This window comes from Acidobacteriota bacterium (assembly GCA_039683095.1).
Classification (GTDB): domain Bacteria; phylum Acidobacteriota; class Aminicenantia; order Aminicenantales; family Saccharicenantaceae; genus RBG-16-66-30.
Window position 1 is genome coordinate 65,143 of record JBDKSB010000002.1, and the last position, 13,712, is coordinate 78,854.

Annotated in this window: 11 protein-coding genes; 6 read left to right on the forward strand and 5 right to left on the reverse strand. The window is 69.5% G+C overall.

Annotated features, from left to right (window positions below; translation table 11 throughout):
• Positions 1 to 79 precede the first annotated feature (79 nt).
• Genes ABFD52_03080 through ABFD52_03090 form a run of 3 tightly spaced genes read right to left on the reverse strand, consistent with a single transcriptional unit; the run spans position 80 to position 3,305 of the window.
• Positions 80 to 982, reverse strand: a complete 903-nt coding sequence (locus ABFD52_03080) for a hydroxyacid dehydrogenase (protein ID MEN6559743.1) — start codon at positions 980 to 982, stop codon at positions 80 to 82.
• Positions 979 to 2,127: an alanine--glyoxylate aminotransferase family protein gene (locus tag ABFD52_03085; protein MEN6559744.1), complete on the reverse strand. Its 1,149-nt coding sequence runs from the start codon at positions 2,125 to 2,127 to the stop codon at positions 979 to 981. The genes ABFD52_03080 and ABFD52_03085 overlap by 4 nt, the downstream gene beginning before the upstream one ends.
• Before the next feature lie 47 nt (positions 2,128 to 2,174).
• Positions 2,175 to 3,305, reverse strand: coding sequence for a M20 family metallopeptidase (locus tag ABFD52_03090; GenBank protein ID MEN6559745.1), 1,131 nt, complete (start codon positions 3,303 to 3,305; stop codon positions 2,175 to 2,177).
• Positions 3,306 to 3,435: 130 nt separating this feature from the next.
• Between ABFD52_03090 and ABFD52_03095 the strand changes: the two genes are divergently transcribed.
• Entirely contained in the window at positions 3,436 to 5,820 is a 2,385-nt protein-coding gene (locus ABFD52_03095; protein MEN6559746.1) for a trehalase family glycosidase, read from the forward strand.
• A gap of 16 nt (positions 5,821 to 5,836) precedes the next feature.
• Entirely contained in the window at positions 5,837 to 6,913 is a 1,077-nt protein-coding gene (locus ABFD52_03100) for a N(4)-(beta-N-acetylglucosaminyl)-L-asparaginase (protein MEN6559747.1), read from the forward strand.
• On the opposite strand, the gene ABFD52_03105 is transcribed toward ABFD52_03100, so the two are convergent.
• Positions 6,910 to 7,572, reverse strand: a complete 663-nt coding sequence (locus ABFD52_03105) for a septal ring lytic transglycosylase RlpA family protein (GenBank protein ID MEN6559748.1) — start codon at positions 7,570 to 7,572, stop codon at positions 6,910 to 6,912. The genes ABFD52_03100 and ABFD52_03105 overlap by 4 nt on opposite strands.
• Entirely contained in the window at positions 7,565 to 8,302 is a 738-nt protein-coding gene (locus ABFD52_03110) for an LOG family protein (GenBank protein MEN6559749.1), read from the reverse strand. The genes ABFD52_03105 and ABFD52_03110 overlap by 8 nt, the downstream gene beginning before the upstream one ends.
• A gap of 144 nt (positions 8,303 to 8,446) precedes the next feature.
• Here ABFD52_03110 and ABFD52_03115 point away from each other — a divergent pair, with 144 nt between their 5' ends.
• Genes ABFD52_03115 through ABFD52_03130 form a run of 4 tightly spaced genes read left to right on the forward strand, consistent with a single transcriptional unit; the run spans position 8,447 to position 13,704 of the window.
• Positions 8,447 to 9,181 carry an IMP cyclohydrolase gene (locus tag ABFD52_03115; GenBank protein ID MEN6559750.1) on the forward strand — a complete coding sequence of 245 codons (735 nt, stop codon included), beginning with the start codon at positions 8,447 to 8,449 and terminating at the stop codon, positions 9,179 to 9,181.
• A 4-nt stretch (positions 9,182 to 9,185) separates the two neighbouring features.
• A complete protein-coding gene (locus ABFD52_03120; protein MEN6559751.1) occupies positions 9,186 to 10,265 on the forward strand; it encodes a hypothetical protein in 1,080 nt (359 codons plus the stop codon).
• Positions 10,266 to 10,324: 59 nt separating this feature from the next.
• A complete protein-coding gene (locus ABFD52_03125) occupies positions 10,325 to 11,737 on the forward strand; it encodes a M20/M25/M40 family metallo-hydrolase (protein MEN6559752.1) in 1,413 nt (470 codons plus the stop codon).
• Positions 11,738 to 11,739: 2 nt separating this feature from the next.
• Positions 11,740 to 13,704, forward strand: a complete 1,965-nt coding sequence (locus ABFD52_03130; GenBank protein ID MEN6559753.1) for an alpha-amylase/4-alpha-glucanotransferase domain-containing protein — start codon at positions 11,740 to 11,742, stop codon at positions 13,702 to 13,704.
• Positions 13,705 to 13,712: the final 8 nt, after the last annotated feature.

Here is a 13,712-nt window from a genome sequence, read left to right on the forward strand (position 1 = left end):
ATATTCTAACAGAACGCCCGCATAAAAAAAGAGGCCGCTCCCGCGGGGGAACGGCCTCCTGGAACGATCCCGGGCGAACCTAGGACAGCTTTTCCTTGAGGATGCGGACGGCCTCCAGGCCGGCCCGCAGCTGCCCCTCGGCCGCCGCCGCCCCGAGGTGGGGGATGGGGATGACGTTCGGATGGTCGATGAGCGTGAAGTCCTCGGGCGGCTCCTTGTCGAAGACGTCCAGGGCCGCGGCCCGGACCTTGCCGGCGTTGAGCGCCTCGAACAGGGCCTTCTCGTCGACGACGCCGCCCCGGGCGACGTTGACGACGATGACCCCGGTCTTCATCTTGGCGAACTCGGCCGCGCCCAGGATCGGCTTGGCCTGCTTGGGGACGTGCAGGGTGACGAGGTCAGCGGCGGCCAGGAGGTCGTCGAGCGGGACCTGCTTGACCGGGAGGTCGGTCTTGATCGGGACGACGTCGTAGGCGACGACGGTCATGCCGAAGGCCAGGGCCCGCTTGGCCACCTCGGTCCCGATGCGGCCGAAGCCGATGATGCCCAGGGTCTTGCCGAAGAGCTCCGTGCCCTCGAGCGCCTTCTTCTCCCACTTGTGGGCCTTCATCGACAGGATGGCTTTCCAGTGGTTGCGGACCGCGCCGAGCATGAGCCCGAAGGTGTGCTCGGCCACGGTGATGGACGTGGCGGCGGGCGTGTTGGCCACGAAGATGCCCTTCTCCCTGGCCGCCTCGCGGTCGATGTTGTCCAGGCCGATGCCGGCCCGGACCAGGACCTTGAGGTCCTTGCCCGCCTCGATGACGGGGCGGGTGATCTTGGAGGCGCTCCGCACGACGATGGCGCTGGTGCCGGGCGCGGCCTGGATGAGCTCGGCCTCGCTCATGCCCTTGCGCACGGTGACCTCGAAGCCGGGGTCGGCCTGCAGCTGCGCCAGGGCCGTCTTGTCCATGCCGTCGGCGATGAGTATCTTCTTGGTCATTGCCAGTTCTCCCTCAGCACGGCCTGGGCGGCCTTGATGCCGGCGCCCGCCTCGAACTTGTAGCCGAGGTCCATGAGCGTCATCTCCAGGGCCGACAGGGCCGTCATGATGTCGAAGCCGCCCATGTAGCCGAGATGGGCGATGCGGAAGATCTTGCCCTTGTAGGGCTCCTGGCCGCCGGCGATGTAGGCCATGTATTTGCCCTGCATGGTCTTGACCAGCTTGCCGCCTTCGACGCCCGCCGGGACCTTGCAGCAGGTCAGGACGTTGCCCGGCCTCTGCGGCAGCAACTCCAGGCCGAGGGCCTTGACCCCGGCCCGGGTGGCGTCGGCCAGGATACGGTGATGGGCGAACAGGCCGTCGAGGCCCATCTTCTTGATGATGTCCAGGGCGTGCTTCTGCTGGACGACAAGGGAAACCGCGGGGGTCCAGGGCGTGGTCTTGTCGGCCAGGTTCTTCCTGGCCTTCTTGAGGTCGAAGTAGAACTTGGGCAGCTTCGAGTCGGCGGCCAGGGCCCAGGCCTTCTGGCTGAAGGCGATGAAGGCCAGGCCGGGCGGGATCATGAAGGATTTCTGGGAGCCCGACAGAAAGACGTCGACCTTCCAGTCGTCCATGGGGCAGGGCGTGACGCCGGCGCCGGAGATGCCGTCGACGACCAGCACGGCCGGGGTCTTGGCCACGACCTCGCCGAAGCCCTGGATGTCGTACATGGCGCCGGACGACGTCTCGGACAGCGTGGCGAAGACGGCCTTGCAGTCGGGCATGGCCCTGAGCTCGGCCTCCAGCTTCTCCTTGGGCAGGTCGGTGCCCCACGGATCGAGGATGATCTCCTTGTAAGCGACGCCGTAGGCCTTGCAGATGTTGCCCCAGCGCTCGCCGAACTTCCCGCCGTTGATCGTCAGGACCTTGTCGCCGGGGCTGAGCAGGTTGGCCACGGCGGCCTCCATGGCGCCGGTGCCCGAGGAGGTCAGGATGTAGGCGTCCTCCTTGGTGCCGAAGACGTACTTGATGCCTTCGGTGACCTCCATGAAGAGGGCCGAGAACTCGGGCGTCCGGTGGTGGAAGATGGGCTCGGCCGCGGCCGACAGGGCCCGCTCGGGGACCGGGGTGGGGCCGGGGGAGAGAAGATAGTACTTCTTGATCATGCGCAACTCCTTTGCGAAATCGTTCGAAAAAAAAGCGCTCTAACGGATTATAAGCCTTTAAGCAGTTCGGTCAACAGGGCGGTCCGCTCGATGAGCGAGGGCAGCAGCAGGTGCTCATGCTCGGCGTGGATGCCGTCGCCGTCCGGGCCGAGCCCGTCGAGCGTCGGGACGCCCAGGCCGGCCGCGAACGACGCGTCCGAGCCCCCGCCGGTCTTGCCGCCCTTGAGGGCCAGGCCGAGGCCGCCGGCGATCTCCTGGGCTCGGGCGAAGAGTTTCGCGGAAGCCTTGGTCATCTCCATGGGCGGCGTCGTCCCCTCGACCGAGACCCGCATCTTGGCGCCGCGCAGCGCCGGGGGCGACTCGCGCAGGAGCCCGAGGACCCGGTCGCGGTCAGCGGCCTTCCAGAAGCGGACGTCCAGGACGGCCCAGGCGTTCTCGGCCACGATGTTGGCCTTCTCGCCGCCGCCCGCCAGGCCGACGTTTACGGTCGTCTCGCGGACGCGCAGCCGCTTGAAACGGGCGATCTGGGCGGCCAGCTCCTCGATGGCGTTGACGCCCTTTTCGGGGCTACCGCCGTGGGCCGCCCGGCCGCGGACGTCCAGGCGGATGGCGACGCGTCCCTTGCGTTCGAGCTTCAGCGCGCCGCCGGGGAGGGCCGGCTCGAGGCAGAGCACGAGCGAAGCCCGGCGGGCCAGCTTGCGGATGAGCTCGGTCGAGGCCCGGCTGCCGGTCTCTTCGGCCGAGTTGAAGAAGATCGTGATCTTTTTCTGAGGCTTGATGTTCAGGCCGTGAAGGGCCCGCAGGGCCGAGAGGAGCATCGCCACTCCGGCCTTCATGTCCAGGACGCCCGGCCCGTAGATCCGGTTCCCCTGGACGTAGAAGGGCATCTGGACGATCTTGCCGATGGGCCAGACCGTGTCGAGATGGGCCAGGACGAGGATCTCGTCGTCGGCGTCCTTGAGACGGCCGGGGGCGAATTCGGCCACCAGGAGGTCGCCGATGTCCGCCTGCGGATAGGCCGTGATCCTGCAGCCGACCTTCTTTAACTCACGCGCCGCGAAGGCCGCGCAGGCGTCGACCGCCTTCTTGTCCTGGGTCGGGGATTCGAGGGTCACGAGCTGCTTGAGCGACTGGACGATCTCGCCCTGGCGGGAGCGGAAATAGAGCCGGAAATCCATGGATCCCTCCTCCCGGATCTGGAATTTCCACTTTATCATAGGGCGTCAGGAAAAGCATCCTCTTTATCTTGATTTGGGCCCCTATTTCCCATAGAGTAGACGCGCGGACCGCGTCCGCAGGCCCCGGGATATGTCCAAGCGAACCCTGGCCGTGATCGGCCTTCTCCTCGCGCTGACGGCGCCGCTCGCTCCGGAGGTCTTTTATCCCTGGAAATCGACCTACATCGGGGCCCTCGACGCGGCCGGCTGGCCGGGCCTGGTCATCGCCCCGGCCAAGGACGCCGCCTTCGCCTTCGTCCTCCGGGTCGAGCGGGAAGGGGAATCGGCCGAGGGCGCTGATCTGTTCTATCTCGTCGCCGAGGTCGGCGCCCATTCCCCGGACGGGCTCTACGCCCGGATGCGCTTTGACCTCGGGCTGCCGTTCAAGATGGGCCGGGCCACGCCGGTCCTCATGAAGCCCTCGCCGCGACGGGGGGCCCTGACCATCGAATGGTCCCGCCGGGACGAGCGGACGATTATCGGCCGCATCGTTCCGCCGGAGGACGTCCGGGTCACGATCATCCATTACCTGCCGTGGGAGCTCAAGGGCGAGCTGGCGGCCCTGCCGGACGGGCAGGTCCGCGGCCGGTCCGGCGGGACCGAGGGCCCGGCCTACCGCATGTGGACGAGCCGTCCCAGCGAAGCGGCCGCCGCGCCGGCCGGACGGGTCGCCCGGGCCTACCCCCCCGTCGGAGACCGGACCATCGCCTTCGCCGCCTGCGTCGACGACGGCGACAAGCTCGCGGCCGACCATCTCTATCGCTTCAAGAACGCCGATACCATCGGCGCCCTCATCGACGAGGAAGCCCAGGTCTACGAGAACAAGCGGGTCAAGGCCCGCGGCCTCTACGCCGGCGTCCCCGAGGCGATCACCAACAGCCTGCACTGGACGGTCCTCTACCAGCCGGGATCCCACCGCTTCTATGCGCCGGCCGGGCGAGCCTGGATCTTCCCCCGGCCCGACGGCATCCCGGACGACTGGACCATCTTCTCCGGCAACGCCTTCCTCGCCCCGCTCGAGCTGGCCCTCGAGAGCCAGAAGCTGGCCGTCGACGCCCTCAAGGCCGTCCTGGAAACCCAGTACCCGAACGGCAACGTCCCGAACTGGCGCGGCCGCGCCGGCGGATCGACCGACCGGTCCCAGCCGCCGATCGGGTCCTACGTCGTGCTCAAGCTCTTCGAGCGCCTGGGGGACCTGGAGCTGCTCCGTTACGCCTACCCCTACCTCCAGCGCTGGCACGCCTTCTGGACGGCGCCCAAGCCGGACGGCACGCCGCGGCGCGATGGCAACGCCGACGGCCTGCTCGAGTGGGGTTCGGACCTGGCCCTGATCGGCCGGGCCGTCCCGTCGTGGGAGAAGAACGCCTCCGGGCGGATGCGGGCCGGCTGGGAATCAGGCCAGGATGACCTGCCGAGCTGGGACGAGGCCGCCTTCGACGAGAAGACCGGGACGCTGGCCATGGACTGCGTCGACCTGAACTCGCTCTACGCCCTGGACTCCTGGTGCCTGGGCGAGATCGCCGGCGTGCTCGATCTCGCGGCTGACGTCGAGCGCTACCGCAAGGAGTACGAGCGGACGAAGTCGCTGGTCAACGCCACGCTCTGGAACGAGGCGGCCGGCTTCTACTGCGACCGGCATTGGGACGGCCGTTTCTCCGGCCACATGGCGGCCTCGTCGTTCTACCCGCTGCTGGCCCGCATCCCCGACGAGGCGCGGGCCAAGAGGATGCTCAAGCGCCTGCTCGACCCCAGGCAGTTCTGGGGCGATTTCGTCATCCCCTCGATCTCCCGCGACGATCCGGCCTTCCGGCCCGGCAGCCAGCAATCCTGGCGGGGCGCGATCCGGCCGCTGACCAACTATCTCGTCTACCAGGGGCTGAGGGCCTGCGGCTTCGACGCGGTCGCCTCCGAATTCGCCCGCAAGAGCGCGGCCATGTTCATGACCAGCTGGCGGAGCTTCGGCCTGGCGCCCGAGGACTATGACTCGCTGACGGGGGAGGCCGGCGGTGACCGCTACCAGAGCGGCGGCCCCCTGGCCGGGCTGATCGCGGTCGAAGAGTATCTCGATTTCACGCCGCACGAAGGCTTCCGCTTCGGCCTGCTGCAGCCGGACGGCAAGGGCAGGCTGTCGCGGGTGCTGATCCAGGGCCGGCACTACGAGATCGAGGTCTCGAACTCGGCCACGATCCTGCGCGAGGAAGGGGAGACCATCCTCAGCGCCGACGGCGGCGCGGTCATCCGCCGCTTCCTCTACAGCGAGGCCGAGGTGTCCTTCAACTTCAAGAGCATGAAGCCGCGCGAGGTCCGGCTGCGCCTCCTGAAAAAGGGCAAGTACCAGCTCCTCATCGACGGGCGGGAGGTCGATGTTTTCACGGCCAACGGGCGCAGGTTCGAGGTGCCCGAGGGCGACCACGAGGTCCTCGTCCAGCTGCTCGAGGACCTCGAAAAACGGAACGACGACGGGACGGCCCGATGATCAAGGAGAGAACGATATGGCGCACTTTTCCAGACGGGAATTCCTCAAGACTGGAGCCGGGGCCGGCGCGGCGGCGCTCATCGCCGCGGGACAGCCCCTCGGCGCGGCCGTCCGGGAGCCGGCCGCCGCGACGCCGGGCGGGCCGAGGGCCGTGTCCAGCGGCAACGGCATCCGGGCCACGGCCAGGGCCATGGAGATCCTGCGGGCCGGCGGCGATCCGCTCGATGCCGTCATCGCCGGGGTCAACATCGTCGAGGACGATCCGAACGACATGTCCGTCGGCTACGGCGGCCTGCCCAACGAGGATGGGGTCGTCGAGCTCGACGCTTCGGTCATGTACGGGCCGACCCACTCGGCCGGCGCCGTCGCGGCCCTGCGCAACATCAAGAACCCGTCCAAGGTGGCCCGGCTGGTCATGGAGCGGACGGACCATGTCCTCCTCGTCGGCGAGGGCGCGCTGAAGTTCGCCCGGGCCCACGGCTTCAAAGAGGAGGACCTCCTGACCGAGAAGTCCCGCGAGGCCTGGCTGCTCTGGAAGGAGACCGTGTCGGACCGGGATTTCTGGTTCCCCCCGCAGTCCCGGAAGATGCCCGAGGCGCTGCGCGCGGTCCTGAACACCCACGGCACGATCAACTGCATCGCCGTCGACGCCGCCGGCCGGCTGGCCGGGGTGACGACGACGAGCGGCATGGCCTGGAAGCTGGCCGGGCGGGTCGGCGATTCGCCGATCATCGGCGCCGGCCTGTACGTCGACAACGAGATCGGGGCCGCCGGCTCGACCGGGCGGGGCGAGGCCAACATCCAGACCTGCGCCAGCTTCCGCATCGTCGACGCCATGGGACGGGGGATGTCGCCGGAACAGGCCTGCCTCGAGGCCTGCAAGGCCGTCGCCGCCAAGACCAGGCTGGTGCCCCGGCTCTGCGACGACCAAGGGCGCCCGAAGTTCGGCCTCGATTTCTACGCCCTCAACAAGAAGGGCGAGTTCGGGGCGGCCGGGTTGTTCCAGGGCGGGCGCTACGCCGTCCACGACGGGACCGAGAACAAGCTCCGCGACGTGGCCTATCTCTACAAGAGCCCCGGCGACGGCCGCTAGGGCCGTTCGCGGATGATGATGACCGGATAACCTTCGCCGGCCAGCCGCCGGGCCAGGCTGTCGGCGTCGCCGTCCGCGGCCGGGACCCGGACCCGGAAATAGGCGGCGCGGCCGGTCTCGAACCGGCTGACGGTCACGCCCGGATAGGAGGCCTCGAGGCGCCGCTTGATCGCGTAGGCGGCCTCCTGGACCGAGAAGGCCCCGACCTGCACCCAGACCGCCGCGGGCGCCGAAGCGGGCCCGGGCCCGACCGGGGCCTTGAAGCCGCGCAGGACCTCCAGCCGGACGCGGGCCGTGCCCGGCCCGACCAGGGCCAGGACCCGGGCCGCCGCGTAAGACAGGTCGATGATCCGGCCCGGGACGAAAGGCCCGCGGTCGTTGATGCGGACGACGACGGAGCGGTCGTTTTCCAGGTTCGTGACCATGACGTAGGTCCCGAAGGGCAGGCTGTTGTGGGCCGCGGTCAGGTCGTTCATGTCGAAGACCTCGCGGCTCGAGGTCGGCCGGCCATGGTACTCCGGCCCGTACCACGACGCGAGGCCGGTTTCGACGCCGGGGACCGCGGCGACCCGGGGACGCGCAGCGCAGGCCGCCAGGCCCAGCAAGACGAGGGCCGCCGCGAGCGCGGCCGCCGGTCCGCCGGGCCTCCGCTCAGGCAAGGCCCGCCGCGAGCTTCTTTTTAAGATAGGCGAAAGCCTCCCGGGGCGTCGAGACGATGTGGAAAAGATCCAGGTCCTCGGCGCAGATCGCCCCTTTCTTGACCATGGAGTCGAACTTGATCAGGTCCTGCCAGTAATCCGCGCCGTAGAGGACGAGGGTCATCTCCTTCTTCGAGATCTTGCTCGTCTGGAGCAGGGTGACGATCTCGAAGAACTCGTCCAGGGTGCCGTAGCCGCCGGGGAAGGCGATGACGGCCTTGGCCTTATAGGTCAGCCAGAACTTGCGCATGAAAAAATAGTAAAAGGCGAAGGACAGGTCCGGAGAGACGTAGCGGTTCGAGTCCTGCGGCTGGGGCAGGTTGATGTTCATGCCGATCGTCTTTCCGCCGGCCCGGGCCGCGCCGCGGTTGGCCGCCTCCATGATGCCGGGGCCGGCGCCCGTGCAGACGACGAAGTCCTTGCCCTTCGGCTTCTTGAGACCGATGGCCCACTTGGCCAGGAGGTAGGCCAGCTCCTCGGCCTCCCAGTAATACTTGTTGAAGGCCGAGGCGGCGTTGGTCGGGTCGGCCTTGGCCGATCCGAGGAAGAGGATGGTGCTGTTGATCTTGGCCTTGTCCAGGCGGGTCATGGGGCCGAGGTACTCGCTCAGGATGCGGAGCGTCCTGCCTTCCAGGGATTCCAGGAACTCGTAATCGTGGAACGACTCTTCGCGGTGCTCTGCTTTCTTCATGTTCGACCCGGCCTCCTCCGCCGGGGTTCGAGAGGATTCTAGCAAAATCCTCGGCCTTCGCTCAAGAGCCGGCCGGCTCCCGCGTTCCGGCGTTTTGACTTGGGCCGGGGCGTATGTTATCAATAGGCCCGAAAGGACGTGCTGATGGAAAACCAGATGCCCGGTTTGGCGGCCCTCGAGTACCCCGGCAGGCTGATCATGATCGGCTCTCCCGCCGGGGACGGAAAGGCGGCGGTCCTCTACGCCATCACCGGCCGCTCCCCGTCGAGCCAGGCCCGCAAGCTCGTCGCCCGCGACGGCGGCATCTGGGTCCAGCCGACCGACGAGGCCACGCTCAAGCAGGGCAACGTCGAGCTTCTAGTCTATCCGGCCGTGCTCTTCGGCCGGGCCGGCCTGGCCGTCTCCAACGGCCGGCAGACCGGCGACGTCCGGGACCGCCTTAGCCCGGGGATCTCGCCCGTCGCGGCGCTGGCGGCGGCCCTGGCGGCCTGGGACTTCGAACCCGACGCCCCGATCTTCACGCCGCGGATCAGCGGCTGCCTGGCCGGCGGCGCGGCCGGGTTGAGCGTCCTCCGCCGCGGCCCATCCGGCGAGACCCTGCGGAACTACTTCGAGGTCGGCCTGAAGCCCGGCCAGGGCCGGCTGATCTCCACTTACGAAGGGCCGAACGCCGAGCCGCTGCCGGTCTTCGCCGGGGAGCCCCGCTTCCTCGCGCTCCACGGATCGACGGCGGCCGAGACGGCCGAGGCGGCTTACCGCGGCCTCGGGCCGTCGCCCGCCGGCAAGGATCTCCGCGTCGCCGTCGCCTGCGTCTATGTCCCGCTCGACGACCCCGGCCGGGCCGAGGTCCACATCATCAACCGCCACGAAAGGACGTGATCCGATGAGCAAGCCCGAGCGCACCGTGCGAAGCCAGTACGCGACCAAGGTCCGCGAGGACTTCCCCGACGTTCTCAAGCTGGGCGAGGACACGTTCGTCAAGAAGTTCCCCATGCGCTACGGCGAGAACCCGGGCTACCCGGCGGCCTTCTACCAGGAGGAGGGCGCGTCCGGGCCGAACATGGGGCGGCTCGAGATCCTCCAGGAAGGGACCAAGGGCCTGAGCTACATCAACGTCGGGGACATGGACCTGGGCCAGCGCCTGGCCCGCAAGCTCGCCCAGGTGTTCCCGGGGCGCCAGGCCTGCGTCATCATCAAGCACGAGATGCCTAGCGGCGTCGCCCTTGGCGACGATCCCGTCGGGACCTTCGAGAAGGCCTGGAAGTGCGACGCCCTATCGAACTTCGGCGGGGTCGACGTCTTCAGCTACAAGGTCACGGCCCCGCTGGCCCGGCTGCTCGTCGAGAGCCCCCGGAACGTCGAGGTCGTCTACGCCCCCGACTTCGAGCCCGAGGCCCTCGAGGTGCTGGCCGCGCGCAAGGTCCTCCGGGTGGTCCGCATGGGCGCGCCCCTCGACGCGCCATCCGTCGACAACGGGCTCGAGGTCAAGCGGGTGGCCGGCGGGCTGCTCATCCAGAAGCGCTTCGATTCGAAGATCGTCTCGGCCGGCTCGGTCGACGTCGTTTCCAGCCGGAAGCCCACGCCGGAGGAGGTCCAGGCGGCCCTTTTCACCTGGACGGTGGCCTGCTTCACCCGGTCGAACGCGGTCATCATCGGCACCGCGGACAAGACCCACGGCATCGGCTCAGGCCAGCGCAGCCGGATCGACTCGGCCGAGGACGCCGTCCGGCTGTCACGGCGGGGCTACGGCCCGGAGGGCTGCGTCATGGCCTCCGACGCCTTCATGCCCTTCCCGGACGTCGTCGAGCTGGCCGGGAAGCACGGCATCACGGCCATAATCTACCCCCTGGGCTCGATCAGGGACCAGGAGGTCATCGACAAGGCCAACGAGCTCGGGCTGGCCATGATCATCACCCGGAAGCCGGGCGAGCTCGATTCGGAGCGCTGCTTCCTTCACCGGTGAGGGGAGCCGGCTCCGATGACGCCGCGGGCTCGGATCGAACGGCCGCGGCCGGGTCCATCATGACAAGATCGCGCATCTCGATCGGCTTCTTCCTTCTGGCCCTGGCCCTCTTGGCCCCGGCTTCCGCTCAGGCCCCGGCCACCGTTCCCTCAGGCCGGGCCGACGGCTACCGCGCCCTCGTCGACCGGCTGCGCGAGACCGGCCTGGCCGGGGAGCGGGCCTTCGAGCTGATGACCCGGATCGCCTCGGCCGGCCCCCGGCTGACGGGGTCGGCCGAAGCCGCGGCCGCCGTCGACATCGCCCGGGACCTGATGGTCGAGCTGGGCCTGTCGCGCGTCCACACGGAGCCCGTCGAAGTGGGTCACTGGGTGCGCGGCCCGGCCGCCTCGGCCGCCGTCCCCGCCTCGCCGTCCCGTGCCGCCGTCCCTCTGGCCGTCTGCGCCCTCGGCGGCAGCGTGGCCACGCCGCCGAACGGTCTGGCCGCGCCCGTCGTCGAGGTCGGCTCGCTCGACCAGGTCGACGCGCTCGGGGACGCGGTCAGGGGCAAGATCGTCTTCTATAACCGGGCCATGGATCGCCGCGTCGCCGAGCCCTTCGCCGCCTACGGCGGGGCCGCGGACCAGCGCGTCGGCGGGGCTTCCCGGGCGGCCCGTCAGGGCGCAGTCGCCGTCCTCGTCCGGTCCTTGACCTTCCGGCAGGATCATCATCCCCACACGGGCATGCTGCGCTACGATCCCGGCGCCCCCCGCATCCCGGCGGCGGCGATCGCCACGGCGGACGCCGACCGCCTGAGCCGCCTCGTCCGCGAGGAGAAGGACGTCTCGGTCTCGCTCCGCCTGGACTGCCGGGACCTCGGCCGGGTCCGGTCGGCCAACGTCGTCGGCGAGATCACGGGCTGGGAGAAGCCCGGGGAGATCGTCCTCCTCGGCGGCCACCTCGACAGCTGGGACCTGTCCGTCGGCGCCCACGACGACGCGGCTGGCTGCGCGGCCGCCCTCGAGGCCGTCGCCCTCCTGCGCGGCCTCGGCCTCAAGCCGCGCCGGACCATCCGGGCGGTCCTGTTCATGGACGAGGAGTTCGGAGGGACGGGCGGCCGGGCCTACGCCGCGGCGGCGCTGCGGGCGGGCGAACGGCATATCGTCGCCGCCGAATCGGACCGCGGCGGGTTCGTGCCGGTCGGGCTGGCCGTCGGCGGGCCCGACGGGAAGGCCCGCAACCGGATCCTGCCCTACGCGGCGCTGTTCGCCCCCTTCGGCGTAACCTCGATCGTCCCCGGCGGGGGAGGCGTCGACGTTGGACCGCTGGTCGAGAAGGGGGCGGCCCCGGCCGCCGTGCTGGTCGACGCCCATCCCTATTTCGACGTCCACCATTCGGCGCTCGACGTCGTCGCCGGCGTCAACCCGCGGGAGCTGGAGCTCCAGGCCGTCATCCTGGCCGCGCTGGCCGCCATCCTGGCCGAGGAAGGGGTCTGACCATGGACTTCCTCTTCGCCGTCCACAACCACCAGCCGGTCGGCAACTTCCCCTCGATCTTCCGGACCGCCTTCGCCGAGTGCTACCGCCCGCTGCTCGAAGGCCTGGCCCGCCATCCGGGCTTCCGTTTCGCCCTCCATTGCTCGGGGCCCCTCTGGGAATACATGGAGAAGAACGAGCGGGCCTGCTGGGACCTCGTCCGCGAGCTGGCCGGACGGGGCCAGGTCGAGCTCCTCGGCGGCGGCTTCTACGAACCCGTCCTGTCCATCATCCCCGAGGCCGACCGCCTCGGGCAGATCCGCATGATGAGCGATTTCCTGGCCGAGAACTTCGGCCGCCGGCCGCGCGGCCTGTGGCTGACCGAGCGGGTCTGGGAGCCGGGCCTGCCCTCGACCCTGGCCGACGCCGGCATCGAGTACACCCTGCTCGACGAGGAGCACTTCCATTGCGCCGGCGTCCGCGATCCTGCCGCGACCTACGTCACCGAGGACGAAGGCCGCCGTCTGCGCGTCTTCCCTATCGACAAGACGCTCCGGTATTACATCCCGTTCCATCCGCTGGAGGACCTGGACGCCTGCTTCGGCCGGATCGGCCGGGCCGGCGGCGCGGCCATCCTGGGCGACGACGGCGAGAAGTTCGGCCTCTGGCCGGGGACGCACGCCTGGGTCTACGACCAGGGCTGGCTCGAGCGGTTCCTGTCCTTCATCGAAGCCCGGGGCATCCGGATGACGCATTTCTCGGACTATCTCGACGCCCATCCCCCGGCCGGCCGGGTCTACCTCCCGCCCGCGTCCTACGAGGAGATGATGGAGTGGGTCCTCGAGCCCGACGACCAGGCCGCTTACCGCGCGCTCAGGGACCGGGTCGGGCCGGAGGCCCGCCGCTTCCTCCGCGGCGGCTTCTTCCGCGACTTCTGCCGGAAATATCCGGAGGCCAACGCCCTCCACAAGCGGATGATCATGGTCTCGCGGCAGGTGCACGCCGCGGGCGACCCGGGCGGCAGCCGCCGCGATCTCTACAAGGCCCAGTGCAACGACCCCTACTGGCACGGCGTCTTCGGCGGCCTCTATCTGCCCCACCTCCGCGAATCGGCCTATCATCACCTGCTCGAGGCCGAGCGGGCGACGCCGGACCCGGACGGTTGGCAGGCCGTCGATTACGATTGCGACGGCCGGGACGAGTTCATCTGCCGCGACCGGACCTTCGGCCTGATCGCCAGGCCCGGGGCGGGCGGAGTGCTGGCCGAGATCGATTATCGCCCCTTGTCGCGGAACCTCTCGGACGTCCTGAGCCGGCGGCGCGAAGCCTATCACCGGGAGCCGGACGACGCCGGAGCGGGGGAGAAGCGGGCCGCCCGGAGCATCCATGAGATCGGCAAGAAGCTGCCGCCCGAGGCGGCCGAGCTCATGCGCCCCGACCGGCGCCAGCGCTGCTCGCTGAGGGACCATTTCTTCCTACCCGGGACGACGGCGGACGACTTCCGGCGGGGCGACGACGGGGAGCGGGGGGATTTCGCGGACGGGGAGTTCGCCGCCGAGGCCGCCGCGGGGCGCCTGACGATGGAGCGCCGGGGCGTCGTCCGGGCCGGCGGCGAGACCGTCCCGGTGGCGGTCCGCAAGACCGTCGCCTCCGCCGGCGGCGCCCTCCGCGTCGACATCGAGATCGAGAACCTCGCCGACCGGCCGTTGGCCCTGGTCTACGGGTCCGAGTGGAACATCCTGGCCTTCCCCCCCGAGCTCGAGCTCCTCGGCCGCGAAGGCTGCGCGCTTTGCGGCGGAAGGCTCCGCTTCGAGCCGGCCGGGGCCGAGGCGGTCTGGTCGTTCGCCCTGCGGACGCTCTCCCAATCGGAGGGGGGATTTGATATAATCCACCAGGGATACTGTTTCTGTCCGATCTGGACGTTGTCGTGGTCCGGCCAGGGCTCCCGACGGCTGACCGTCATCCTTGGGGAACGCGATGGCCGATAGGGAGGTCG

Bases quoted from the DNA above. Each gene is read 5' to 3' on its own strand.
- ABFD52_03080 (MEN6559743.1), bottom strand. From the start codon at position 982: ATGACCAAGAAGATACTCATCGCCGACGGCATGGACAAGACGGCCCTG.
- ABFD52_03085 (MEN6559744.1), bottom strand. From the start codon at position 2,127: ATGATCAAGAAGTACTATCTTCTCTCCCCCGGCCCCACCCCGGTCCCC.
- ABFD52_03090 (MEN6559745.1), bottom strand. From the start codon at position 3,305: ATGGATTTCCGGCTCTATTTCCGCTCCCGCCAGGGCGAGATCGTCCAG.
- ABFD52_03095 (MEN6559746.1), top strand. From the start codon at position 3,436: ATGTCCAAGCGAACCCTGGCCGTGATCGGCCTTCTCCTCGCGCTGACG.
- ABFD52_03100 (MEN6559747.1), top strand. From the start codon at position 5,837: ATGGCGCACTTTTCCAGACGGGAATTCCTCAAGACTGGAGCCGGGGCC.
- ABFD52_03110 (MEN6559749.1), bottom strand. From the start codon at position 8,302: ATGAAGAAAGCAGAGCACCGCGAAGAGTCGTTCCACGATTACGAGTTC.
- ABFD52_03115 (MEN6559750.1), top strand. From the start codon at position 8,447: ATGGAAAACCAGATGCCCGGTTTGGCGGCCCTCGAGTACCCCGGCAGG.
- ABFD52_03120 (MEN6559751.1), top strand. From the start codon at position 9,186: ATGAGCAAGCCCGAGCGCACCGTGCGAAGCCAGTACGCGACCAAGGTC.
- ABFD52_03125 (MEN6559752.1), top strand. From the start codon at position 10,325: ATGACAAGATCGCGCATCTCGATCGGCTTCTTCCTTCTGGCCCTGGCC.
- ABFD52_03130 (MEN6559753.1), top strand. From the start codon at position 11,740: ATGGACTTCCTCTTCGCCGTCCACAACCACCAGCCGGTCGGCAACTTC.